A 23941-nucleotide genomic window follows, 5' to 3' on the forward strand; every position below is an offset into this window, starting at 1 on the left:
GCCTTGTTAACGCGCGGGTAACCCCGGTCACGCTCGTGGGCGATGACCTTGGGGGCGTGCCGGCGGTCTCCGGACCCAGGTGTCGCGAAAGCCACTTTCGGGACATCAGACGTCGCGAAAGTGGCGCGAAAGCCACTTTCGGGACATCAGACGTCGCGAAAGTGGCTTTCGCGACATGCTCCGGCCGCGACCACCCAGGCGGCAGGAAGGACACCGCCTAGCGGACGGGCTCCGGGACGGTGTCGAGCGCCCGCACCATGTGCACGGCCAGCGCGAACGCCTTCTCGTTGTCGAGGTCGGTGTGTTCGTTGACGATCTTCTTCACGGTGTCCACCCGGATCTCGTACCGGGAGACGGGGACGGTGTCGGCGTTCATGGTGATCCTCTATTCGGTTGTTTCGGGTTTCGTGGCGCAGGTGCAGCCGCGGCTGAAGCCGCCGGCCGCGGTCGCGGTGCAGAAGCGGCGGGCGATCGCGTCGTGCGCGGACATCGGATGCGGGCAGCTCGGGCACCGGTCGTCGGCGGCGGGCTCGGTCACGACGTCGCCGAGGGAGCGGACGGAGGAGGTCATCGGACACCTGCCGGTTGAGCACGCAGCGGCGCCCCGACCTCGTGTAGATGCCGGAGCACGTAGCCGTACGACGCCGCCCAGCCGCACTGCGCGTAATCGATGCCGTGCTTCGCGCAGAACTCCCGCACGATCACCTGCGCGTGCTTGAGGTTCGGCCGCGCCATGCTGGGGAAGAGATGGTGCTCGATCTGGTAATTGAGCCCGCCGAGCGCGAAGTCCACCACCGGGCCGCCGCGCACGTTGCGCGAGGTGAGCACCTGCTTGCGCAGGAAGTCGAGCTTGTGCCCGGCCGAGAGCGTCGGCATGCCCTTGTGGTTCGGTGCAAACGAGCAGCCCATGTACACGCCCCACAGGCACTGGTGCACGGCGATGAAGACGAAACCGACACCGGGCGAGAGGACGACGAACACCGCGGTCAGGTACGCGGCGACGTGGGCCAGCATCAGCGCCGCTTCGAGCTTCCGCCGCTTGAACCCGCGCTGGAACATCGCCGTCACGCTCGAAACGTGCAGGTTCAGGCCTTCCAGCAACAGCAGCGGGAAGAACAGGAAAGCCTGGTATTTCGCCATCCAGCGCAGGAAACCACGCCGTTCGGTGCCCTGAGCCTTGGTGAAGATGAGTGCGGCGAGGTTGACGTCCGGATCCTCGTCCTCGTGGTTGGGATTGGCGTGGTGGCGGGTGTGCGTGCCGATCCACCAGCCGTAGCTCAGCCCGGTCAGTCCACCGTGGACGAAACCGGTGACGTCGTTCGCCTTGCGGCCGCGGAAGATCTGCTTGTGTCCGGCGTCGTGCCCGATGAAGGACAGCTGCGTGAACATCATCGCGAAGAACGCGGCGAGGAACAGCTGCCACCAAGAGTCGCCGAGGTGCGCGAAGGCGACCCAGCCGCCCGCGAAAGCGAGCAGGTTCAAGGAGATCTTCACCGCGTAGAACTTTCGGCGCCGGTCGAGGAGGCCGGCGTCTTTGACCAATTTGGACAGTTCAGCGAAATCGCTGCCCTGCCTCGTCTGTGTGGAGGTCATGGTGCATCACACCGTTCTGGTTCGTGAAAGTGGACAATCCAGCAACGGGTTCACAAACACCGAAAGGGTCTGGTTCGGCCGAGAAGAGGCACTGGTACCACAACACGCCACGGTCGCTCCGTGGCCTGCCTCCAGTGTTCCACGGCGGCGGAGCGGAAGCAATTCACCAAAGCCGCACGATCTGGCGTACAGTCGAAGACATCGAGGGAAATTTCCCCCGGTTCCGTCCGGTCGCGAGAATCGATCGGAGACAGGAGCACCGGCCAGACATCGTTCTTCGCGCTCATGGTCCCACCGGCCTCGCCGGTGAGCAGCCGCCCGCCGCGCACCAGCGCGCCCCGAGGCGCCCATCCGGGCCACGCCGCGATCGTCGATGGCCACGACCTCTGACCTGTCACCGTGTCCGCACCCGCCCCAGTGGGTGCGGACACGGTCAGAAAAACGTCAGCGCCCCGCGGACCCGCTCTCGTTCCGCGCCGGTCAGCGCGCGGCTCGGGGGTCGGACGTCGGCGCGGCACAAACCCAGCTGTGCCAACGCTTCCTTCACCACGCTCACGTTGTTGGCGTTGCCGTCCGCGGCCCGTAACTCCTCGAACGGCCGGACGCGTTCCCAGCAGGCCATCGCGCCGCGGAAGTCGCCGTCGTGGAGCGTGTGGAACATCTCCAGCGAGAGCGACGGCGCGACGTTCACCAAACCCGACGTGAACCCCGTCGCGCCGACGGCGAAGTAACCCGGCGCCGACAGCTCCGCCAGCCCGGCGATCCACGTGAAGCGATCGATCCCGGCGTCCCGCGCCACCGACGCGAACCGCACCGGATCCGGCACCGCGTACTTCACCCCGATGACGTTCTCGGCCGCGTCGGCGAGCCTCGCCAGCCGCTCGCCGTCGATCCGCGCGTCGCGCACGTACGGCACGACACCCAGCTCCGGGACCGCCGCCGCGATGGCGCGGTGGTACTCGACCCAGCCCTCCGCCGAGACGTACGGATGCACCGGCTGGTGGATCATGATCAGATCCGCGCCCGCCTCACCGGCGTGCCGCGCCGCGGCGATCGCCGTCCGGACGTCGTGTCCCACTCCGGCGACCACGCTCGCCCGGCCCGCCGCGGCCTTGACCGTCAGCTCGAGGCAGAGCCGGGCCTCGGCCTCGTCCAGCGCGTAGAACTCGCCGGTGTTCCCGTTCGGTGTCACGACGCCGACACCGCCTTCGATCACCCTGTCCACCAGTTTCGCGTAGGCACCCGCATCGACGGCGCCGCCGGCGTCGAACGGCGTCACCGGGATGGCCACGACCCCGGCCAGCCGCCGTTTCCGCTCGTCGAAGCGCGAAGAGGAGGTCACTGACATGTCCTATCTGATATATGATGTGACAGCCCACGGTAGCACGGGAGACGTGCCGGACGGTCGTCCCGAAGGTCGGGACAACCGTCCGAAGCAACCTCGAGGGCCGGTCCGCGCGTACTTCCGGTATGCGGAGACGGCGGCTCTGGGGGACCCCGGCGAAACTGGTGCTGTTCGGTCTGGTGCTCGTGTTCCTGAACGCCTCGTGGGGCCCGCCGGCGTTGGGCGACGCGTTCACGTTCCGCCTGGGCGCCTGGACGGTGCTTCCGGACGAAAACCTGCGCCTCGCCTATCTGGCGGTGCTGGACGAGCGGTGCCCGACCGGGGAGATGTGTGCTTCGCCGGGGCGCGCGATCGTGACGATGTCCTACGCCCGGCCGTCGACCGGCCCGGCGGTGTCGTTCACGATGGACGTGGTCGCGGCCGAGGGGGCTGCTTTCGGCGGCTACCGGGTCGACTACGCGGATCTCTCGCCCAGTGCCGACTTCCTCACCTTGCGCCTCGGCCGCTAGCCCGATCAGGACCGTTCGGCGAGGAAGAGTTCCAGCTGCTCGACGACGAACGCGTGATCCTCGGCCTGCGGCAGGCCCGAGACACCGACGGTGCCGACCGGGCCCACGCCCTCGACGATCACCGGGAACACGCCGCCGTGCGCGGCGTAGAGGTCCGGGTCGAGCCGGGAATCGGCCTCGAACGTCGTGCCTTTCGCGCGGAACTGCTCGCCGACGAGGAACGAGCTGTGCCCGTACCGGTCGACGACGCGGCTCTTGCGGTCGATCCAAGCGTCGTTGTCGGCCGAGGTGCCCGGCAACGCCGCGTGGAACAGCCGCTGCCCGCCGCGGCGCACGGAGACCGTCACCGGGAGGGCGCGGTCCCGTGCCGCCGCGAGCAGGTGGGCGCCCAGCTCCAGCGCGGTCTCGTTGTCGAACCGGCGGAAGACCAGGCGCTCCTCCTGCGCGGCCAGGACGGCCAGGGTGTCATCGCTCATGGCACCATTAAATCAACGCTGTTGTGTAATGGCTAGCGAAGAGCGTCCAGGGCGAAGGCGGCGTACATCGCGACGCCGTTGGCCATCGCGTCCTCGTCGAAGACCACGCGGTTCGAGTGGTTCGCCTCGACCGTGGCCAGGTCGGCGTCGGGCGGGCAGGCGCCCAGGAACGCGAAGGCGCCCGGAACCCGCTGCAGGACGTAGGAGAAGTCCTCCGCGCCCATCACCGGGTTCTCCATGACCTCGGAGTTGCGGGCGCCGAGGACCTCGGCCGCCAGGTCCAGCACGCGCGCCGCGACCTGGGGGTCGTTCACCGTGACCGGGTAGCCGGGGAGGACTTCGGCGCTCACGCGGACGCCGTGCGCCGCGCCGACCGCCTCGCACACCTTCGGCAGCTCCTCGCGGACGAACGCCTGCGTCCGCTCGGACAGCGTGCGGATCGTGCCCTCCAGGAACGCCGTCTCGGGGATGATGTTCGTCGTCGTCCCGGCCTCGATCCGGGTGACCGAGACCACCGCGGGCTCGAACACGCTGACCTTGCGGGTCACCATCGTCTGCAGGGCGCTCACCATCGCGGCCGCCGCCGGCACCGGGTCGATCGCCTGGTGCGGCGCCGAGCCGTGCCCGCCCCGGCCGGTGACGGTGACGTGGAAGCTGTTCGCCGACGCCATGATCGGCCCAGGCCGCGTCTGCACGATGCCCGACGCGACCTGGGTGAAGATGTGCAGGCCGAACGCCTTCTCGACGCGTTCGCCCGAGGCGTCGAGCACGCCCTCGTGGATCATGTGGCGCGCGCCGTGCTCGCCCTCCTCGCCGGGCTGGAACATGAACACCACCGACCCGGCCAGCTCGTCGGCGTGCGCACTGAGCAGCCGCGCGGCCGACGCCAGCATCGCGACGTGGGTGTCGTGCCCGCAGGCGTGCATCGCGCCGTCGTCCTCGGAGGCGAAGTCGAGGCCGGTGTCCTCGTGCAGCGGCAGCGCGTCCATGTCGCCGCGGAGCAGGATCGCCGGGCCCGGCTTCCCGCCACGGAGGACGGCGGTCAGCGAGGTGGTCGATTTGCCCTCGATGATCTCGAGCGGCAGGCCGTCGAGGGCCGCCTTGATCGAGGCCTGGGTTTTCGGCAGGTGGAGCCCGATCTCCGGATTCCGGTGGATCTCCCGGCGGAGCTCTACGGTTTTCGTCTGGAGCGCGCGGGCCTCCTCCAGCAATCCGGCGAAGCGGGCGTCGGGGAGGGTGGGCAGGTCGGTGGGTCCGGTCATGTCTCGATAGTGGCGCATGCGGCGCTTCGGGCGCACCGTGCGTGCGTTCCGAATGCGGGCGGAATACGGTGTGCGCATGGCGGTGCAAGAGCCGATCACGGGGTTCGCGGTGGCCGTGGTGCGGGAGGACGGTCGGTGGCGGTGCAGTTCCCTTGATCCGGGGGCGCTCGGCGAGCTCGACGCTGCGATCACCGAGCTCGGCAAACTGCGTTCGACAGGGGCCGCGTTCGGGCTGCTGGCGGTCGACGACGAGTTCTTCGTGATCGTCCGGCCGAGCCCGAGAGGGCCCTCCCTGCTGCTGTCCGACGCCGCCGCGGCGCTCGACTACGACATCGCCGCGGACGTCCTCGACGTGCTGAGAGTCGACCCCCCGGACGAGGACGACGACGCGGTCTGGCCGGAAGGCGACCTGGAGATCCTGTCCGACCTCGGACTCCCCGGGGCCGAACTGCAGGTGATCGTCGGCGAGGTCGACCTCTATCCGGACGAACAACTCCAGATGGTCGCGCAGCGGTGCGGATTCGCCGCCGAGTTCACGAAGATCCTGGACGAGATCTGAGCCCCGCAGCCTCCGCCGCCGACATCGCCGCCGTCCGGGCGGCGATCGTCGCGGCGCGAGGTGCGGGCGACGACGTGCCGATCGGCGCCGTCGTCCTGTCGCCGGACGGGACCCCGCTCGCCTCCGCGCGCAACGCCCGCGAAGAACTCGGCGACCCGACGGCGCACGCGGAGATCCTCGCGCTGCGGGCCGCGTCCGAGATCTACGGCGACGGCTGGCGGCTGGAGGGCTGCACGCTCGCCGTCACGCTGGAGCCGTGCACGATGTGCGCCGGCGCCCTCGTGATGGCCCGGGTCGCGAAGGTCGTCTTCGGCGCTTGGGAGCCCAAGACCGGGGCCGTGGGGTCGCTGTGGGACGTCGTCCGCGACCGGCGGCTCAGCCACCGCGCGGAGGTCGTCGGCGGCGTGCTGGAGGCCGAATGCGCGGCCCTGCTCGAAGAGTTCTTCCACGGGCAACGGGGTAACCGCACCGGGTGACGGATGTGTCGGATCCCGTGGTCCGGGTAACCCGGAGACAGGCGGTCGCAAACGGCGGCCGCAGTCGAAGGAGGAACATCCGCCATGAGCGTTTTCGACAAGGCGAAGGACAAGGCCGAACAGGCCATCGGCGCCGCCAAGGAGAAGCTCGGCGAGAAGACCGGCAACTCCGACCTCGCGAACTCCGGCCGGGCCGACCAGACCGAAGGCCAGGTCAAGGAGACCGGGCACGACCTGCGCGACCGCGCGGAAGGCGGCGTGCAGGACCTCAAGGACAAGTTCAACAAGTAGTCCCGGACGCAGAAGAGCCGGTCTCCGTGGAGACCGGCTCTTCGCTGCGGTGGCGGTGGGATTTGAACCCACGGACGGGTATTAACCGTCACACGATTTCGAGTCGTGCTCCTTCGGCCGCTCGGACACGCCACCGCCGAGAACAATACCGGAGGGTCTTCCGGGGTCTTCAGGGGGTCAAGGAAGCTGCGCGGTGATCTCGTCGATCGCCGCCGTCTGGTTCTCCACGATCTCCTGTGCCAGCGCTTTCGTCTCGGCGTGCTCGCCCGAAGACAGCACGGTCTTGGCCATCGCGACGCCATTGCGCAGGTGCTCGGCCATCAGCGGGAGCCACACCTTGTCGAACTCGGCGCCGGACAGGTTCTGCAGCGAGGCGACCTGTCCCTCGGTGATCATCCCCGGCATCGCGTGCCCGGCGTGACCCGCCGCGGGCAGGACGGCCGCGTTCCAGGATTGCAGCCAGCCGGTCATCGTCCGGACCTCCGCCGACTCGGCCTTGACGATCTTGGCGGCGGTGGCCTTCACGAACTCCGAGGCCGACCGGTCCGAGGCCAGGTTCGCGACCTGGATCGACTGCTGGTGGTGCGGGACCATCTGCTGGGAGAAGGTGATGTCGGCCTGGTTGGCGCCCGGTGTCGCCGGTGCGGCGCCCGTGGCCGTCGAGCAGCCCGCGAGCACCCACACGACCAGCCCGAACAGTGCCATCGGCAGTCGCCGTCGCATCGATACCTCCGTAGTCAGGGGAAAACCGGCCCCTCCGCCCGGTGATACGGCTGTGACCTTCCGGCGGTTCAAAATCGGATTAGCCTTGGCAGGCATGACGGATCCGAAGACAGTGGTGACCGGTTTCCTTCAGGCCCTCGAAGAGTTCGACATCGATCGGGCGCTCGGCTTCGTGGCGATCGACATCGTCTATCAGAACGTCCCGCTGCCGCCCGCCCGCGGCCTTTCCGCGGTGGAGAAGCAGTTGCGCGCCATGGCCCGTTACGGCAGCGGCTTCGAGGCGCGCACCCACCACATCGCCGCCGACGGGCCGATCGTGCTGACCGAGCGCACCGACGTCCTGCGGCGTGGTTCGTGGGAGGCCGAGTTCTGGGTGTGCGGCACGTTCGAAGTGCGCGACGGCCGGATCGTGCTGTGGCGCGACTACTTCGACTGGACGACGTTCCTGGCCGCGAGCGCGAAGGGCGCGGGCAAGGCGGCGGTCGCCGGCGCGAAGTCGCTCATCGGGAAGTACAAGACGCGGCAGAGCCTCGAGCGCTGAAATCGACGAGATACGCCCCCAGTCACGCGAGTTACGTCTCTGATCACGCGAGTTACGTCTCCAAGCACGCGAGTGCGGCGTAGGCGGAAATGACACACCGCCGGTGTACGGGCCCCGTCCTCCCCCGACGGGTCCCGTGCACCGGCGGTGCGCCCCCAGTTCCCCCTGCTCGCCCTCCCCGGCGAGCGTCAGAAGGCCTTGTGCCGGTCGGCCATATCGGCTTCGCGCAGTACGGCGTCGAGCCGTGCTCCGCCGAAATGGGCCACCGGCCGTCCGCCGCGTTCCCGGTCGCGCAGCTCGACGGCCAGTGCGATGCTCAGCAGCAGAACCAGTGCCGTACCGACGATGAGCCAGTTCATCGGACACCTCCTCCGGCGACGTGAGCCGGGGATTTGTGTCCTCGCTCACGTCGCCAAGGTAGCTCTGGAATTGCCGGGTTGTACCCGGACTTGAGGTTCATTTAAGGCAGCAGAACACCAATGGGCTATTTGCGCGGGGTTCCCGCGACATAAATGTCACCGTCGGCCACGGAGACGTCACGGGCACTGGACGCGCCGGTCGCCAGAATGCGGGCCGGGTCCCGGAAACCGGTGATCACTTCGACGCGCTGGACCGGTTTCGGTGTGGTGATCAAGGTTTCCGGCTTCCAGCCGCGGCCGTTCTCGAGCAAGAACGTTTCGATGCCCGGCTTTCCGTCGCGCGTTCCGTAAACGCGCCAGGTGCCGCCATTGAGCTGTTCGATCTCGCGCAATCGGAGCCCGTTCGCGACTTCGCGCACTTCCCAGTTCCGGCCGTTCCACGCGCCCGCGAAATCGCGCGGCGAGCCCGCGGCGTCGAACTGGAACCAGGTGACGAACGGTTTGCCGTCGCGCTGGGTGCCGACCTGCAGGATGTAGTCCGGCGACTTGAGCCCGCCGGGGAGTTCGAGCGGCGTTTCGGCGACCTTGAGATACCGCTCCTGTTCGGCGTCGTCGACCTGCGTGCCGAGGTCGTGGCCCGCGGCGGAGAAGAAGCGCAGGGTGCGGATGTCGAACGACAGGTAGTACACGTTCCGGTGGTAGACGTCGTGCTTGTGCTGGCCGGGCCCGCCGCCCGCGAGCGTGTAGACGAACTGGATCCGCCCGGACGACGGCAGGTACCGAAGCTGCCCGACGTAGATCTCGTCCATGTGGTCGGCCCGGCCCAGCGAGCCGAACGCCCACGGCTTCCCGGTCAGCCGCACGGAGTTCGTCCACGTCTTCCCATGGTCGCGGGAAACGAGGTACTTCATCGGGCGGAAGTCGGAGTCCGCCGCCGGATCCAGTTCCTTCGTGGTCTCCCGGTAGAACAGGAACAGCGTGCCGTCGACGGTCTTCACCGGCATCGGGTAGCTCGCCGCGGCCCCCTCGGGGACCTCGACATCGGTCCAGGTGCCGTCGAGGGAATGCGCGAGCGGCGCACGGCTGAGCACGGTCCGCTTGTTGTGCATCCCGCGGAAGATCAGCAGATGCCCGTCGCCCGCCAGCAGCATCGTGGGGTAATTGTGCGGATCGGACTCGCCGTCGGCGATCTTCTTCGGCGCCGTCCAGACGCCGGTCCGGTGGTCGTAGGCCTGGACGTAGGTGTCCGCGGCCTTGCCGGACCACGAGATGAAGGTCTTGCGCGCGACCGGATCGAAGATCCCGCCCGCGTTCGGCCGCCGGTCGGTGCGCGACGCGACCGTGCTCGCCGGGGTCATCACATCGAACGCCGTCTTCTCCGGTGGTTTCGCCGCCGCCGGGGGAACCGGGATCACGAGACCGGCCGCGACGATCGCGCAAAGCAGTCTGCGCATGAATACGCCTCCTGGTGCGTAACAGGCGGCGGAGCTCGATCTTCGCACGCGGAAGCTCGGCGCGACCAGGGTCCGAACGGGCTAGCGGTGACGAATCGTTGCCTTGTCGTCTTCCTCATTTCACTTGTCCGGGGGAGTATGCCTCGACCGATCTTGTGAAAAGGGGACTCAGCGTGACCATTTCCCGACGTGCCGCCCGGAGACGGGCCCTGACCGTGGCCGTCGCCTCCGGCCTGGTCGTGAGCGGCGTCTCCGCTCCGGCCGCGCTCGCCGCGCCCAGCGCCGACGCCGTGATCGCCGAGGTCTACGGCGGTGGCGGCAACTCGGGTGCCACGCTGACCAACGACTTCGTCGAACTCGCCAACCGCGGCACGGCCGCCGTGAGCCTCGACGGCTTCAGCGTCCAGTACGCGCCCGCCTCGGGGAACAGCTGGCAGGTCACGCCGCTGACCGGCAGTGTCGCCGGGGGCGCGCGGTATCTCATCGCGCAGGCGAAGGGCTCGGGCGGCACCGTCGCGCTGCCGACACCGGACGCCACCGGCTCGCTGGCATTGTCCGCGACAGCGGGCACCATCGCGCTCGTCCAAGGCACCACGGCGCTGACCTGCAAGACGGCCGCCGACTGCGCGGCCGACACCCGGATCAAGGACCTGGTCGGCTTCGGCGCGGCCGCCGTCATCCGCGAGGGAACCACGGCGCCGGCCCCGTCCAACACCGCCTCCGTCGCCAGGGGGACGACGCTCGCGGACACCGACGACAACGCCGCCGACTTCGCCTCCGGCGCGCCCACCCCGACCAACGCCAAGGGTGAGACGCCGGGCGAGACCGGCCCACCGCCGGTCGACGCGAAGATCCACGAGATCCAAGGCGCCACCCGGATCTCGCCGTTCAAGGACCGGAAGGTCGCCGGGGTCACCGGCGTCGTGACCGCGATCCGGAGCTTCGGTTCGGCGCGCGGGTTCTGGCTCACCGACACCGCGCCCGACGCCGACCCGCGCACCAGCGAGGGCCTGTTCGTCTTCACCGGCTCGACGACGCCCGCCGTGGCCGTCGGCGACGCGGTGACCGCGGGCGGCACCGTCCGCGAGTTCTACCCGGACGCTCCCGCGACCTCGCCGTACCAGTCGCTCACCGAGCTGACGAGTGCACAGTGGACGGTCCAGTCGAGCGGGAACGCTTTGCCCGCACCGACCGTCGTCTCGCCGGACACGGTCCCGGACACCGTCGCCCCCGCGCCGGGCGGCAGCATCGAGCCGTTGCCGCTGGAGCCGGCGAAGTACTCGCTGGACTTCTGGGAGACGCACGAGAGTGAGATCGTCAGCGTCTCCGACGCGCGCGTCGTCGGCCCGACGTCGTCGTTCAACGAGCTCTACGTGACCACCAAGCCGAAGCAGAACCCGAGCGTCCGCGGTGGCGCGGTGTACCTGGACTACGACCGGCTCAACACCGGCGTGCTCAAGGTCGCCTCGCTGATCCCGTTCGCCCAGCAGCCGTTCCCGAAGGTCAACACCGGTGACGTGCTCACCGGCGAGACCTCCGGCCCGGTCGAATACAGCAACTTCGGCGGCTACACGCTGTTCGCGACGAAGCTTGGCGCCGCCAAGGACAACGGGTTGCAGCGCGAGAGCACCCGCGCGCAGCGCAGCGGTGAGCTCGCCGTGGCGACCTACAACGTCGAGAACCTGTCCGCTTTGGACAGTGCGGAGAAGTTCGGCGAGCTGGCCGAGGCCGTCGTCGGCAACCTGGCGAAGCCGGACATCCTGAACCTGGAAGAGATCCAGGACAACAACGGGCCGGCGAACGACGGCACCGTCGTCGCCGACCAGACGTTGCGGAAGTTCGTCGACGCGATCGTCGCCGCCGGCGGCCCGCGTTACGAGTGGCGCCAGATCGACCCGGAGAACGGCAAGGACGGCGGTCAGCCGGGCGGCAACATCCGCGTCGGCTTCCTGTTCAACCCGGCGCGGGTGTCCTTTGTGGACCGGCCGGGTGGTACCGCGACCACGCCCGTCGAAGTGGTCAAGGAACGCGGCAAGACCCACCTGACCGTCTCGCCCGGACGGGTCGACCCGGCGAACGAGGCGTGGACGGCCAGCCGCAAACCGCTGGTCGGCGAGTTCGTCTTCAAGGGCCGCACCGTGTTCGTCATCGCGAACCACTTCAACTCCAAGGGCGGCGACCAGCCGACCCACGGCCGCAACCAGCCGCCGGTCCGGAGTTCCGAGGTGCAGCGGGCCAAGCAGGCGACCGTGCTCCGTGGCTTCATCGACAAGCTGCTCGCGTCGGACAAGAACGCGAACATCGTCGTGGCTGGTGACCTGAACGACTACCCGTTCTCGCCCGCCCTCGAGACGCTGACCGCCGGTGGCGCGCTGAAGGACCTCATCGCGACGCTGCCCGAGAACGAGCGGTACAGCTACGTTTTCGAGGGCCAGTCGCAGGTGCTTGACCACATCCTGGCGTCGAGGGCGCCGCGCGGTCTCGACTACGACGTCGTCCACCTGAACGCCGAGTTCGCGAAGCAGGCGAGCGACCACGACCCGCAGGTGCTCCGGTTCCGGCCGAGCGCGGGCAACCCCGTCCAGGACGCGTTCCACGACCTGGCGGACCACCTGGAGAAGGTGCTCGGCCCTTACCTGCCGAAGCCGTAACTCTCCCGCGTGAAGGCCCCCGTCCCCCGGCACAGCCGAGGACGGGGGCCTTCACCCGTGTTCCGCCCCCAATCACCCGTGTTACGCCCCCAAGCACGCGAGTTACGCCCTCAATCACGCGAGTTACGCCCTCGAACACGCGAGTTACGCCCTCGAACACCCGTGTCGTCCGCCCAGTCACGCGTGTCGTCCGTCTGATCACGTGTGTCGTCCATCCAGGCACGATTCCTTCCATCGAGTACGCGTGATCGGAGGCGTAACTCGCGTGATTGAAGGCGTAACTCGCGTGATTGAAGGCGTAACTCGCGTGATTGGAGGGACGCCACGCGAGGGGTCAGGAGCGTTTAGCGCGCCAGCCGAGGGAAAGCACCGCCTGCACGAGTTCCTGGTAGCTCGGCTTGACCTCTTCCAGGTACTTCTCCAGGTAGCCGGGCCGCGCGGTCGGCACCGGGCGCGGGGCCTCGTCGTCGGGCAGCCAAGAGAGCCCTTCGACGTTGTGCTGCGCCATCTTCCACCAGCGCGTGCATCGGTCGACGGCGCGCTGCTCGCGTTCGGCGGCGTCCGCGACGGCCTGGTGCGCCTCGGCGAGGCGGGCCTCCAGTTCGTCCGCGCGGCCGATCTCCCAGTTGCGCAGGTTCTCCGCCGAAGCGCGCGCGAGGCCGACGATCTCCTTGTACCGCATGGCCGCGGTGATGCCGTCATCCATCGAGAAGCCCTTCCGGACGCTGGAACGGGATGATCACCTCAGGGGCACCGTGGGTGGTGCGGTCGAAGAACAGTGCCCGCCCCGGCCGCGGTGACCAGTGCACGACCTGTCCGGCGGCGAACGGCGACAGTTCGTTGCCCTGGACGTCCAACGCCGCCCAGGTCCCGATGTCGTCCGTGCCCGCGAAACCGAGCGTGTCCTTCAGCCGCGCGATGCTGCGCCACCAGCCGATGGTGTGGACGCCGTGCGTCGGGCCCTGCTTCAGCAAGACCCGCAGCTGATCCAAACCGCTCTTGAGCTGTCCGGGCGCCTTCGCCTCCAGTGCGGGGATCGACGCGTCGACGCCGTACAGCAGCAGCACCCGCGCTTTGTCCAAAGAGGACAGATTCTCCGCGATATCGATTACCCGGGCGGGCAGATCGTCGACAAGGGTGGCCTCGTGTCCTTCCGCGCGCAGGCGTTCGGCCAGCTCCGCCACGGCGGGGACGGACGCCTCGATGGGGCACGAGAGCACGAACTCCACCGACTCGCAGTGATACTGGCGGGCCAGTGAACGAGCGGCGGAGTCCATGATGGACAGTGCTTCCGCGGTGGCCGCGCCGAGGACGGCGACGTTGCGTCCCGGAGCCTTCGGCAGCTCGACGCCGCAGGCGGCCTCGTCGACGTCGATGGACTGCCCGAGCAGCGCCCGCGGCCGGTCCGTCGGCTTGAGATCCGCGAACGCCGGGAACTGTTCCAGCACAGGGGAATGCGCCCCGTCGAACAGCCGCGGCCGTTTGAACGACTCCGAGTACTGCTCCCAGAGCCGGTGCTGCAGCTTGTTGAAGACGTCCTTGGTGCTCGCGTCCGGCACGTGGGCGAGCTGGTTCCCGTGCGCCACCCCGGAATCGTGGTTGATCACCGCGTGCCACTTCGGCGCGGAGACCGCCGCGTTGTTGGTCTCGGCCAGCACGCGCCGCGCCTTCGGCATCGCGATCCGCAGCGTGCACTGCTCGAACACCGCCGGTTTGCCCCAGAAGGCCTCGATCCCGGCGACGTCCTGGCTCGCCAGCACCAGGTGGATGCCCTGCGACCGGCCTCGCCGCGCGATGTCCTCCAGCAGCTGGGTCGCGGTCGCGGTCACGCCGTCGCGGCCGGCGAACAGGTACTGGAATTCGTCGATCACCGCGACGATCCGCGGCCAGTGCCCGCCGGGATCCTGCTCGCGCAGGTCCGAGAGGTTGGTGACCTCGTGCAGTTTCGCCGCGGCGGACCGGCGGCGCAGTTCGTCGGCGAGGAACCGCAGCAGCGCCAGGCCGAACTCGCGGTCGGTGTTGACGTTGACCCCGATGAGCTTGGCGTGCGGCAGCCAGCTGGCGTCCCGTCGTCCCGGCGCTAGCCCGGCGAACGACACGCCCTCCTTGAAGTCCAGCAGGTACAGCGCGAGCTCGTCCGGCGAGTACCGCGCCGCGAGGCTGCCGAGCAGCGAGTACAGGAAGTTCGTCTTCCCCGAACCGCTCGGCCCGCCGATGAGCACATGCGGGCTGGCGTCGCCGATGACGACCTCCACCGGCTCGCCCTCGAAGAACCCGACCGGTGCCCGCAGCTCCCGCGCCGAGCTTTCCTTGCCCAGTTCGGTCGGCAGGAGGTCGGCGAACGCGCGCGGCCCGCCCTGTTTGGCGATCAGCGCCTCGGCGATCCGGCCGGCGGCGCGGATGACCTGCCCGGACGGCATCGGCGGATCCAGGTCGACGACCAGGTCGGGGCCGGTCATGCTGCTCTTCGCGTGCCGCTCGTCGTACAGGCTCAGCGATTCGACCGACGTCGACAGCATGGTCGGCACGTCGATCAGGATCAGGCAGATCCCGGCCGCGAGCGCCCCGGTGGCGACCCGTTTCAGTTCACGGGCGCGTTCCGGTTCGAGCGTTTCGCCGTTGCCGTAGAGCACCGCGACGCGGAACGGTTCGACGCGCTGGCCGCTCGCCCGCCGGATCTCCCGCAGCGACGTGTGCCCCGCCTGCATCCCGGTCGCGTGGATCCGGCGGATGTGGCCCGCCAGTTCGTCGAGGAGGTCTTCGAGCCGTCCCGGGTCGTACAGCGTGAGCGCGCTCGTGCGGCTCAGCGGGTACAGGTCGGGCAGGATCGCGGTCAGCTGCCCGACGTCCCACAGGTGGACGCGCACCGCGCCGGGTTCGAACGTGCTCAGGATCCGCATCAGCAGGTTCTGCACGATGCCGTCCACCGCGGCCCTGGTCTTGGGCGCCGACGTGATGGACAGATGCGACTCGTCGAGCAGGGGCACCGCGACGTCGAACGTGCGCGGGACGTCCTTGCCCGAAACGGTGGCCGAGCCGACGCGCCACAGCCCCGGCGCGGTGATGCCGGGGTTCCCGCCGACGCGGCCGAGCCAGTTGCCCGGCGGCTGGCTCGCGGGCCCCGGCGCGTTGTGCGCGACGAGTTCGCGCAACGCGTTCGGACCCGCTTCCCAGTCCGCGTAGAACTGGCCGCGCACGCTGCCGAGCAGGCCGAACACCTCGTTCGCGGCGGGATGCCGGGACCATTCGGCGTACTGCTCCGAGGTGGAGTTGTTCATCCCCACCCGGACTATGTGCTGCTCCAGTTCGAGTTTGGCCAGCTCCGCCTCGGCGGACTGGCGGGCGCCGGCGGCGGCGCCGAGGACGAGGCCGATCTGGTGCCGGACCCGCTCGAGCGCCGTAACGACGCGATTGCGCTGTTCACTCGCTTTGCTGCCCATACCGGCTCGCCGATCTCAGAGGCGGGATTGGTAACCGCTGACCAGGTCGTCAGCGGCGGAAAGGCGCGTCAGGAGGTTTTCCATTCCTTCGTCGGCCTGCGCCAGCTGCGGCGGCACCCATGGCACGGCTTGGGCCTGGGGTTCCACGATGGCGCGCCGGGACTCTTCGAGCAGGCTCCTGGCCCGCTCCGCGTGAGCGCGTCCGTCGGCGAGGCCGGTTTGGACGGCCGTCAGCAGCTGGTGCAGCTCCTCGAGGTACATGTCAGAGACGGGTCGAGTACGACTCGGCCGACGAGATGCCCGCCTGGATGGTGCTCTGCATCCCGGTGATGCCCTGCAGCGCCTCGGCGAGGAGCCCGTGCGCCTGGCTCACCTCGTGCTGGGTGCTGCCCTGGGTGGCCTGGGAAAGCGAAAGCTGGGCTTCTTCGAGAGACTGCGCTGCCTGCTGAAGTGCGGCGATGCTCGCGGATGCCTTCTCGTTCGCGAGCGCGATACCAGCGCGGATCTCTTCGACTCCGGCCATTTTGGCGGACTCCTTGGGACGTCGGGGGCTGGAACGACCACTATTAAACTTAGCGTGATCAACTGACTCTGTTAAGTGAAGGTCCTGCTAAGTAATCAACAAGGCCCCGGACGTCGGAACGTCCGGGGCCTTGCTGACGGCGGAGGATACAGGATTCGAACCTGCGAGGGCGTGAACCCAACACGCTTTCCAAGCGTGCGCCTTAGGCCGCTCGGCCAATCCTCCGTGGGGAACTTTACCGGATGCCCTTCCGTCCCCTCGAAGGCGGGTCTGACCTGCGTTTGCGGCCTCAAGCCGTCACAGGCGCGGAGGCGTCGACGACGTCGGCCACGACGCAGGTGATGTTGTCCGGTCCGCCGCCTTCGTTGGCCAGGTCGATCAGCCTCGGGACGGTCTCCGCGGGATCTTGGAAGGCCCCCAGGACGTCTTTGATAACGGTTTCGACAACCGTTGCCGTTAACCCGTCCGAGCACAGCAGGAGGCGGTCTCCGGGTGCGGCGTCGAAGGTCCAGATGTCCGCTTCGCCGCTGCCGGTGCTCAACAGCGCCTTCATCAACAGCGAGCCGCGAGGGTGCCCCTCGACCTCCGAAGGGTCGATACGCCCGTCGTCCGCGAGGGCCTGCGCGAGCGTGTGGTCGCGGGTGAAGCGCTGAAGCGTGCCGCCGCGCAGCAGGTAGCCCTTCGAATCGCCGATGTGGGCGGCCGTGAAGTGGGAGCCGTCGAACAGCAGCATGGTCAGCGTGGTGCCCATGCCCCGCGTCTCGGGTTCCTGCTCGGCCGTCGCGGCGAGCCGGTCGTCGATGGCGCGAAGGCCGCCGGAGAGCACCTCGACCAGGTCGACGTCCGCGAGGTCGAAACCGTGGAGGTCCTTGTCGAGCCGGGAGAGGACGCCCACGGCCTCGGCGCTGGCCACCTCGCCGTGCGGCTGGCCGCCGATACCGTCGGCGACGGCCAGCATCCTGGTGCTGGCGTAGACCGAGTCCTGGTTGACCTGGCGGCGCCGCCCGACGTCGGAGCCGGCGGCGTACCGAAGGGTGTACCTCATGGGACCCAGTAAAGCAGTTGTGTACTGAGTTCACAAACAAAGGGCTGGAATAGTCCGCTGTCGGTTACGATGCGGCGATGGAGGAGCAAGCCACCGTCACCGCGGCGGACATCGCGCGGATCGCCGGCGTCGGCCGCGCCGCCGTCAGCAACTGGCGCCGACGTTACGGTGATTTTCCGCCGCCCGTCGGCGGGACGGCGTCGAGCCCCTTCTTTTCCCTGGTCGCCGTCGAAAAGTGGCTGCGTGAGCGGGGGAAACCGGTCGAGATCTCGCTCGGGGACCGGATCTGGCAGCGGCTGCGGAACCTCGGCGACGACCTGGCGCTCGGCGACCGGGTCGGCCGGGTGGGGTCGTACCTGTCGCGGCAGCACGCGTGGACCTTTTCGCCGCGTTACGACGACGCCGAGCTGCTCGAACTGCTGGATCGCTTCGCCGCCGAGCGGGGCGCGCGCGAGGCCTTCGAGTTCCTGTGCGACCGCTACGTCGAGGCGCACTCCCGGCAGCTGTCCGTCACCCCAGGGCCGGTGGCTGAGCTGATGTCCCGGCTCATCGGCCCCGCGCCCGGTGTGGTGCTCGACCCGGCGTGCGGACTCGGGACGTTGCTGCTCGCCTCCGGCGGGTCCCGGCTGCTCGGCCAGACCGGCGATCCGGCGACCTCGTGCATCGCGGCGCACCGGCTGCTGCTCGCGGGCGCGGACATGGAGATGTACGGGGCGGACGCCCTGTCGATGGACTCCTTCGAGGGGGTTCTCGCGGACGCCGTCGTCTGCGATCCACCGTTCAACGAACGGGAATGGGGCTACGACGAACTCGTCGGCGACCCGCGCTGGGTGTACGGCCAGCCGCCGCGCGGCGAACCGGAACTGGCCTGGGTGCAGCACTGTCTCGCGCACGTGAAACCCGGCGGACTGGTCGCGATCCGCATGCCGCCCGCCGCCGCCGGACGCCGCACCGGGCGGCGGATCCGCGGGAACCTGTTGCGGGCCGGGGCTTTGCGTGCCGTGGTCACGGTCGGCGGGGCGGACCTGTGGCTGCTGCGGCGTCCGGAACCCGGGGAGCGGCCGCCGTCCCGGCTGCTGCTGACGACCGATCCGTCCACTGTGGAGGATCACCTGCGTGGTGCGGAGGTACCGGGCACGGTCCGGATCATCGATCTGCTCGACGAGGAGATCGACCTTTCCCCCGCGCGGTACCAGGATCGGGACGAACACGCGGGCGAGGCCTTTCTCGAAGTCCGCCGGTATTTCGAGGGGATCCGGCCGGAACTGCCGTCGCTGGCGGTGTCCGACGAGAAGCCTTCGTTCGTCACGGTCGGCGAGCTTTTGAAGTCCGGCGTGCTCACCGTGCCGGAATCGGTGGAGGAGGGGGACGTGGTCGCGTCACCCTCCGTTCCCGCTTATGTCCACAGTGGAGAGACGTTCGAGACCGAACCGACGATGTCGAAGTACCGCACCGATCCCGAACGCCTGGACGCCGCCTTCCTCGCCGGGTGCCTGCGCGCGGCCGGGCAGATCGCTCCGACCTCTTCGACCAGGATCGACCTCAGGCGCACCCGGATCCCGCGCCTGCCGATCGAGACGCAGCGCGCCCACGGCGAGGCGTTCACCCGGCTCGCCGCCTTCGAGGCCGCGCTCCGTGAGGCGGCGGAATCGGGCCTGGAGCTGGTGAGGCTAGGCTTGGCCGGGCTCACCGAAGGACAGCTCAAGCCGGAGAAATAGGTTGCTGATCGCCGACCGCTACGAACTCGACGAGCTGCCGCTCGGGCGAGGTGGGATGGGCGCGGTCTACGCCGGCCACGACCGGCATCTCGGCCGCCGCGTGGCGGTGAAGTTCCTCGGGCTTCCCGGCGGTCCCGACGCCGAGCTCGAACAAAGGTTCATCCGTGAGGCGCGGATCCTCGCGACCTTGGAACACGCGGGCGCGCCGACGCTCTACGACTTCGGCACCTACGACGAGCGGTTGTACCAGGTCATGCAGTTCATCGAAGGCGTGACCGTCGCCGATCTCGCCGCCGAACACGGTCCGCTGCCGGTGCCGTGGGCGGCCGCGATCGCCGCGCAGGCGTGCGCCGTGCTGTCCGCCGCGCACGCGCTGTCCATCTGTCACCGCGATCTCAAACCCACCAACCTGATGCTGTGCCCCGACGGCAGCGTGAAGGTGCTCGACTTCGGGCTCGCGATGCTGCGCGAGACCGACGTCGCCCAGTTCACCCGCGCCGGGCAGATCCTCGGCACTCCCGCGTACATGGCGCCCGAACAGATCCAGCGCGGGATCGCCGGGCCGCGCAGCGATCTGTACGCGCTGGGCTGCGTCCTGCACGAAATGCTGACCGGCAGGCAGCTGTTCACCGGGCCGACGGCGTACGCGGTGTTCGAGAAACAGGTCAAGGAGAGCCCGGCCGAAGTGGACGGTGTCCCGCGTGGACTGAACGACCTGCTCGCGGACCTGCTGGAGAAGGATCCGGAACGGCGTCCCGCCGACGCGGACGAACTGTTCGGCAGGCTGGCCGGGTTCGCGCGGGACCTGCCGCCGCTGCCGGGATACCTGGACGAAGGCGCCAATCCGGGCCGGATGTACGCGCGGGTCGTCGGCCGCGTGCCCTGAGACGCGATCGTGACCATCCGATCAACAACCCCGGGCGGGTGAGCTCCGTCTTTACCCATGTCGGACGGACTACGGACAACGGGGGTACGGGTCGTGAAGAAGATCCTGGTGGGGGTGACCGCACTGGCCGCCGCGCTGGTGCTGACCGCGTGTTCCGGCAACACCGGTGGCGGCGCGCCCGGTGGCGGTGGCGTCGCTCAGGGCGGGACCACGACCACGTCGGCGCCGTCTGTGTCGTCTCAGACACCGCCGACCTCGTCCGCGACGCCGACACCGACGCCGAGCAGCAGCAGCTCCACGCCGAAGCCGACGTCCTCCAAACCCAAGCCGACGCCGAAACCCACGCCGAAGCCGGCGCCCAAGCCTGCTCCGAACGCCGCCGACGTTCCCTGCAAGGCCGCGCTGGCCTCACCGGGTGTGAGCGCTTGCGTCGACCTCTCGGCACTGAAGACGTGGCTGCTGCAGGACGGCAAGGTCATCTACGGCCCGGTGAAGCAGTTGCCCGGCAAGAAGGGGTACGCCACGCCGACGGGCGTCTTCCACGTTTCGGCCAAGGTCAAGAACTACCACTCGAAGCAGTTCGACGCGCCGATGCCGAACTCCGTGTTCTTCCTGCCTGGTATCGCGTTCCACACCGGCAGCCTCTCGGTGTACTCGCACGGCTGCATCCACCTGTCCGCGGCGGCTTCGCAGAAGTACTTCACGTTGCTGCAGAAGGGCGGCGTCGTACAGGTCGTGCCCTGATCGCTCCACCGCGTGACGATCATTGCGGTTCGATTGCTTTGAGATAAATGAAAGCTCCCGGCGGCAATGACTTCCCCGCCTCCGGCGACGTGCCATGACACGCCGGAAGCAGGGAAGCGCAGATGATCAGAAGCCGGGCACTCGTTCGCCTGTTCGCCGCACTGTCGGTTTCAATCCTGCTTCTCCCGGGATGGGTCGGCGCGCCGGAAGCGGCCGCGGCGCCCACTCTGCCGTCGGGTTTCGTGCTGCGTGACCAGCCGAGCGGGCAAGCCGCCTTCGACCTGACCGATTTCGCTTATCTGCCGGACGGTTCGGTGCTCAGCACCGGCAAGAGCGGCAAGGTCGCCTGGGTGCCTCCCGGTGGTCCGGCGCGGACGATCGCGAACCTTCCCGTCCACAACCGCGGCGACCTTGGCCTCATCGGCTTGGCCGTCGCACCGGATTTCGCCACATCGCGCCAGATCTACCTCACGTGGTCGTTCGACACGAGCGGCGGCGCGTTCACCATGCGGGTGGCGCGCTGGACGGTGACCGGCACGGACGTCCCGACGGGGCTCGCGAACGAACGGGTGCTCGTCGACCTCCCCGGGTTCCACGACGTACACGGCATCAGCGGGCTCGTCGCGGCGCCCGACGGGACTTTGTGGATCTCCATCGGAGACGCCGCCGACTTCACCCGCGTGGATCCCGGCGCGCTGCGCTCGCTCGACCTCGATCAGCTCTACGGCAAGATCCTGCACGTCACCCCGGACGGCGCCGGCGTCCCCGGCAACCCGTACTACTCCGCCGCGGCGCCGAACGCCAATCGCTCCAAGGTCTTCGCCGGCGGTTTCCGCAGCCCGTTCCGGTTCTCCCTGGACCCGCGGCTCGGCCTTCCGGTCGTCGGGGACGTCGGCTGGAACACCTGGGAAGAGGTCGACATCGTGCGGCCCGGCGCCGATCACGCCTGGCCCTGCTGGGAAGGAAACGCCCCCACGCCGGGATATTCCGGGATCGCCGGTTGCGCGGGCGTGGTCAACACCGCGCCGGTCACGGCGTACCACCACGGTTCCGGTGCCGACGAAGGGAACAGCGTCACCGCCGGGATCGTCTACAGTGGATCGTCCTATCCGGATGAATACCGCGGCGCGTTCTTCTTCGGAGACTATGTCACGCAGAAGATATGGACGATGACCTACGACAGTCAGGGCAGGCTCGTCCGCGCGCCCGAGCGGCCGCCGAAGTTCACCGGCGTCGGCGGCCCGGTCAAATTCGCGGCCGCGGCCAACGGTGACATCGTCTTCGCCGACATCCACACCGGGAACCTGCGGCGTCTCAGCTACCCGGGGACGAACGCCGAACCGGTGGCGGTGGCGGCGTCGAGCACCGAACCGTCGACGAGGACGGTGACCTTCGACGGCGCCGGTTCCTACGATTTCGACGGCGATCCGCTGACGTACCACTGGGATTTCGGCGACGGCACGAGCCAGACCGGTGCCCTCGTGACCCATGCCTACGGCGCCGGGGTCGAACGGGCGTCCGCACGCCTCACCGTCACCGATCGGCTCGGCGCGTCCGCGAGCACCGACGTCGTCGTGGTGCCCGGAAACCATTCGCCGGAACCGGTGATGACGGATCCCGGTCCGCGGACGTTCGCCGTCGGGGAACCGGTCGTCGTCGAGGCGACGGCCACCGACGCCGAGGACGGCGCGCTGCCGGTCTCGTGGACGACGCTGATCCGCCATTGCCCGGAGGAATCGACCTGCCACGCGCATCCCGGTTCACCGGGCGGCGGCCCGGTTTTCACCGTGCCCTTCACCGATCACCAGGACTCCCGGGTCGAGATCACCGCGACGGTGACCGACAGCGCCGGCGTGACGGCGAGCAAGACCTACGTCGCCATGCCGCGTGAGCACCGGTTGTCCCTGGCCTCCAACGTCCCGGCGGCAGTGAGCATCCCGGCGGAAGGCGGGGTCAACACCGCGATGGTGACCGAAGGCGCGACGTTCGAGGTCGTGGCGGACGAGATCGCCGCGGACGGCGTTTCGAGATTCGCGAACTGGTCCGACGGGAGGACCACGCGCACGGTGACCGTCACCGTCCCGGCGGACGACCTGGCCCTGACCGCGAACTACCTCACCCCGATCGACCAGCGCTACCAGGCGGAACCCGCGCTGCGGCAACGGCTCGGCGCGCCCGCCGGGCCGGAGGTCGCCGACGGGCCCGTGCGCTACCGGCCGTACGCGAACGGCAGGCTCTACTGGAGCGCCGAGACCGGAGTGAAGCAGATCGAGGGCGAGATCCTGGCGAGGTACCTCGCGCTGGGCGGGCACCGGACGTTCGGGCCGCCGGCGACCGACGAGACCGCCACGCCGGACGGCGTCGGCAGGTACAACCACTTCCCGTACCGGCCGGGCCCCGGACCGTCTTCGATCTACTGGACCCCGTCGACCGGCGCGCACGCGGTGTACGGGCGGATCCGGGTCAAGTGGGCGGCGCTCGGGTGGGAGCACGGGCCGATGGGGTACCCGACGACTGACGAAATGGGTACGCCGGACGGTGTCGCGCGATACAACCATTTCAGCAAGAAGGCGTCGATCTACTACACGCTGCAGACGGACGCGCGTGCGGTCTGGGGCCGTATCCGGGTCAAGTGGGCGGCGCTCGGCTGGGAGCACGGTCCGATGGGGTACCCGACCACGNACGACTGACGAAATGGGTACGCCGGACGGTGTCGCGCGATACAACCATTTCAGCAAGAAGGCGTCGATCTACTACACGCTGCAGACGGACGCGCGTGCGGTCTGGGGCCGTATCCGGGTCAAGTGGGCGGCGCTCGGCTGGGAGCACGGTCCGATGGGGTACCCGACCACGGATGAGACAGCGACTCCGGACGGTGTCGGCCGATACAACCACTTCACCAAGGGCGGGTCGATCTACTGGACGCCGTCGACCGACGCGCACGGGATCTATGGGGCGATCCGGCAGCGCTGGGCGGCGCTCGGCTGGGAGCACGGGCCGATGGGCTACCCGACCACCGACGAGTCGGGCACGCCGGACGGTGTCGGCCGCTTCAACCACTTCACGAAGGGTGGCTCGATCTATTGGACGCCGTCGACCGGCGCGCACGGGGTCTACGGGGCGATCCGGCAGCGTTGGGCGGCGCTCGGCTGGGAGCGGTCGTACCTGCGCTACCCGACGACGGACGAGTTCGGCATCCCCATCGGACGGCGGAACAACTTCCAGGGCGGTTACGTCACCTGGAACCGGAGCACGGGCCAGGTGATCGACCGACGGTGGTGATTACGGTTCAATCAAGCCACTCGAAAGAGTGAAATGCCCAGGTGGGCCCGGTCGATGGGATGTT

The 23941-nt window shown here is 69.0% G+C and carries 23 protein-coding genes, 2 tRNA genes and 1 pseudogene; 10 read left to right on the plus strand and 16 right to left on the minus strand.

Features of this window, described 5'->3' with window-relative positions; genetic code table 11:
- Window positions 1–217 precede the first annotated feature (217 nt).
- The 4 genes from ACXIZN_RS35490 to ACXIZN_RS35505 all read right to left on the minus strand — a co-directional run bounded on the left by ACXIZN_RS35490 (window position 218) and on the right by ACXIZN_RS35505 (window position 2941).
- The gene (locus ACXIZN_RS35490) at window positions 218–376 is read right to left on the minus strand and encodes a DUF6307 family protein (RefSeq protein ID WP_185927419.1); all 159 of its coding nucleotides are present in this window, start codon (window positions 374–376) and stop codon (window positions 218–220) included.
- Between the two features lie 9 nt (window positions 377–385).
- Window positions 386–571, minus strand: coding sequence for an RGCVC family protein (locus ACXIZN_RS35495; protein ID WP_457959274.1), 186 nt, complete (start codon window positions 569–571; stop codon window positions 386–388).
- The gene (locus tag ACXIZN_RS35500; RefSeq protein WP_457959275.1) at window positions 568–1593 is read right to left on the minus strand and encodes a fatty acid desaturase family protein; all 1026 of its coding nucleotides are present in this window, start codon (window positions 1591–1593) and stop codon (window positions 568–570) included. Before ACXIZN_RS35500 ends, ACXIZN_RS35495 begins: the two co-directional genes overlap by 4 nt.
- A gap of 433 nt (window positions 1594–2026) precedes the next feature.
- The gene (locus ACXIZN_RS35505) at window positions 2027–2941 is read right to left on the minus strand and encodes a dihydrodipicolinate synthase family protein (protein WP_457959276.1); all 915 of its coding nucleotides are present in this window, start codon (window positions 2939–2941) and stop codon (window positions 2027–2029) included.
- A 122-nt stretch (window positions 2942–3063) separates the two neighbouring features.
- Between ACXIZN_RS35505 and ACXIZN_RS35510 the strand changes: the two genes are divergently transcribed.
- Window positions 3064–3447 (plus strand): hypothetical protein, encoded by a 384-nt coding sequence (locus tag ACXIZN_RS35510; RefSeq protein WP_457959277.1) that lies wholly within the window; start codon window positions 3064–3066, stop codon window positions 3445–3447.
- A 5-nt stretch (window positions 3448–3452) separates the two neighbouring features.
- Here the strand turns inward: ACXIZN_RS35510 and ACXIZN_RS35515 are convergent, their stop codons facing one another.
- Both ACXIZN_RS35515 and ACXIZN_RS35520 read right to left on the minus strand, forming a co-directional pair.
- Complete coding sequence (locus ACXIZN_RS35515) at window positions 3453–3923, minus strand: heme-degrading domain-containing protein (protein WP_457959278.1); 471 nt, start codon at window positions 3921–3923, stop codon at window positions 3453–3455.
- A gap of 32 nt (window positions 3924–3955) precedes the next feature.
- On the minus strand, window positions 3956–5185 hold the full coding sequence (locus ACXIZN_RS35520; RefSeq protein ID WP_457959279.1) for a M20 metallopeptidase family protein: 1230 nt from the start codon (window positions 5183–5185) through the stop codon (window positions 3956–3958).
- A gap of 76 nt (window positions 5186–5261) precedes the next feature.
- Between ACXIZN_RS35520 and ACXIZN_RS35525 the strand changes: the two genes are divergently transcribed.
- The 3 genes from ACXIZN_RS35525 (at window position 5262) to ACXIZN_RS35535 (ending at window position 6511) form a co-directional block, all read left to right on the plus strand.
- The gene (locus ACXIZN_RS35525; RefSeq protein ID WP_197684721.1) at window positions 5262–5744 is read left to right on the plus strand and encodes a tRNA adenosine deaminase-associated protein; all 483 of its coding nucleotides are present in this window, start codon (window positions 5262–5264) and stop codon (window positions 5742–5744) included.
- A 74-nt stretch (window positions 5745–5818) separates the two neighbouring features.
- Entirely contained in the window at window positions 5819–6220 is a 402-nt protein-coding gene (locus ACXIZN_RS35530) for a nucleoside deaminase (RefSeq protein ID WP_306856063.1), read from the plus strand.
- A gap of 84 nt (window positions 6221–6304) precedes the next feature.
- A complete protein-coding gene (locus ACXIZN_RS35535) occupies window positions 6305–6511 on the plus strand; it encodes a CsbD family protein (protein WP_126737547.1) in 207 nt (68 codons plus the stop codon).
- 47 nt (window positions 6512–6558) lie between these two features.
- On the opposite strand, the gene ACXIZN_RS35540 is transcribed toward ACXIZN_RS35535, so the two are convergent.
- Both ACXIZN_RS35540 and ACXIZN_RS35545 read right to left on the minus strand, forming a co-directional pair.
- Window positions 6559–6646 (minus strand) — tRNA-Ser (locus ACXIZN_RS35540).
- Window positions 6647–6688: 42 nt separating this feature from the next.
- Entirely contained in the window at window positions 6689–7234 is a 546-nt protein-coding gene (locus ACXIZN_RS35545) for a DUF305 domain-containing protein (protein WP_457959280.1), read from the minus strand.
- Between the two features lie 94 nt (window positions 7235–7328).
- Between ACXIZN_RS35545 and ACXIZN_RS35550 the strand changes: the two genes are divergently transcribed.
- Window positions 7329–7775 carry a limonene-1,2-epoxide hydrolase family protein gene (locus ACXIZN_RS35550; RefSeq protein ID WP_457959281.1) on the plus strand — a complete coding sequence of 149 codons (447 nt, stop codon included), beginning with the start codon at window positions 7329–7331 and terminating at the stop codon, window positions 7773–7775.
- A 188-nt stretch (window positions 7776–7963) separates the two neighbouring features.
- Here the strand turns inward: ACXIZN_RS35550 and ACXIZN_RS35555 are convergent, their stop codons facing one another.
- Window positions 7964–8134, minus strand: coding sequence for a hypothetical protein (locus ACXIZN_RS35555; RefSeq protein WP_457959282.1), 171 nt, complete (start codon window positions 8132–8134; stop codon window positions 7964–7966).
- A 125-nt stretch (window positions 8135–8259) separates the two neighbouring features.
- Complete coding sequence (locus ACXIZN_RS35560; RefSeq protein ID WP_457959283.1) at window positions 8260–9588, minus strand: BNR-4 repeat-containing protein; 1329 nt, start codon at window positions 9586–9588, stop codon at window positions 8260–8262.
- Window positions 9589–9761: 173 nt separating this feature from the next.
- On the opposite strand from ACXIZN_RS35560, the gene ACXIZN_RS35565 reads away from it, so the two are divergent.
- Window positions 9762–12239 (plus strand): endonuclease/exonuclease/phosphatase family protein, encoded by a 2478-nt coding sequence (locus ACXIZN_RS35565; protein WP_457959284.1) that lies wholly within the window; start codon window positions 9762–9764, stop codon window positions 12237–12239.
- Window positions 12240–12573: 334 nt separating this feature from the next.
- Here ACXIZN_RS35565 and ACXIZN_RS35570 read toward each other — a convergent pair whose 3' ends face one another.
- From ACXIZN_RS35570 to ACXIZN_RS35595, 6 genes are all read right to left on the minus strand, one after another.
- Window positions 12574–12945: a hypothetical protein gene (locus ACXIZN_RS35570; RefSeq protein ID WP_126737551.1), complete on the minus strand. Its 372-nt coding sequence runs from the start codon at window positions 12943–12945 to the stop codon at window positions 12574–12576.
- Complete coding sequence (locus ACXIZN_RS35575; protein WP_457959285.1) at window positions 12938–15679, minus strand: FtsK/SpoIIIE domain-containing protein; 2742 nt, start codon at window positions 15677–15679, stop codon at window positions 12938–12940. Before ACXIZN_RS35575 ends, ACXIZN_RS35570 begins: the two co-directional genes overlap by 8 nt.
- Before the next feature lie 15 nt (window positions 15680–15694).
- Window positions 15695–15940 (minus strand): hypothetical protein, encoded by a 246-nt coding sequence (locus ACXIZN_RS35580; RefSeq protein ID WP_016337967.1) that lies wholly within the window; start codon window positions 15938–15940, stop codon window positions 15695–15697.
- Window position 15941: 1 nt separating this feature from the next.
- The gene (locus ACXIZN_RS35585) at window positions 15942–16202 is read right to left on the minus strand and encodes a hypothetical protein (RefSeq protein ID WP_005167132.1); all 261 of its coding nucleotides are present in this window, start codon (window positions 16200–16202) and stop codon (window positions 15942–15944) included.
- A 140-nt stretch (window positions 16203–16342) separates the two neighbouring features.
- Window positions 16343–16427 (minus strand) — tRNA-Ser (locus ACXIZN_RS35590).
- Window positions 16428–16491: 64 nt separating this feature from the next.
- Complete coding sequence (locus ACXIZN_RS35595; protein WP_457959286.1) at window positions 16492–17247, minus strand: PP2C family protein-serine/threonine phosphatase; 756 nt, start codon at window positions 17245–17247, stop codon at window positions 16492–16494.
- A gap of 77 nt (window positions 17248–17324) precedes the next feature.
- Here ACXIZN_RS35595 and ACXIZN_RS35600 point away from each other — a divergent pair, with 77 nt between their 5' ends.
- From ACXIZN_RS35600 to ACXIZN_RS35615, 4 genes and pseudogenes are all read left to right on the plus strand, one after another.
- Window positions 17325–18965, plus strand: a complete 1641-nt coding sequence (locus ACXIZN_RS35600; protein WP_457959287.1) for an N-6 DNA methylase — start codon at window positions 17325–17327, stop codon at window positions 18963–18965.
- Window position 18966: 1 nt separating this feature from the next.
- Window positions 18967–19851, plus strand: a complete 885-nt coding sequence (locus ACXIZN_RS35605; RefSeq protein WP_257483296.1) for a serine/threonine-protein kinase — start codon at window positions 18967–18969, stop codon at window positions 19849–19851.
- A gap of 93 nt (window positions 19852–19944) precedes the next feature.
- On the plus strand, window positions 19945–20595 hold the full coding sequence (locus ACXIZN_RS35610; RefSeq protein WP_457959288.1) for a L,D-transpeptidase: 651 nt from the start codon (window positions 19945–19947) through the stop codon (window positions 20593–20595).
- Window positions 20596–20717: 122 nt separating this feature from the next.
- Window positions 20718–23877 (plus strand): annotated as a pseudogene (locus tag ACXIZN_RS35615) (PQQ-dependent sugar dehydrogenase).
- Window positions 23878–23941 lie beyond the last annotated feature (64 nt).

The sequence above is a fragment of the Amycolatopsis sp. TRM77291 genome (assembly GCF_054166285.1).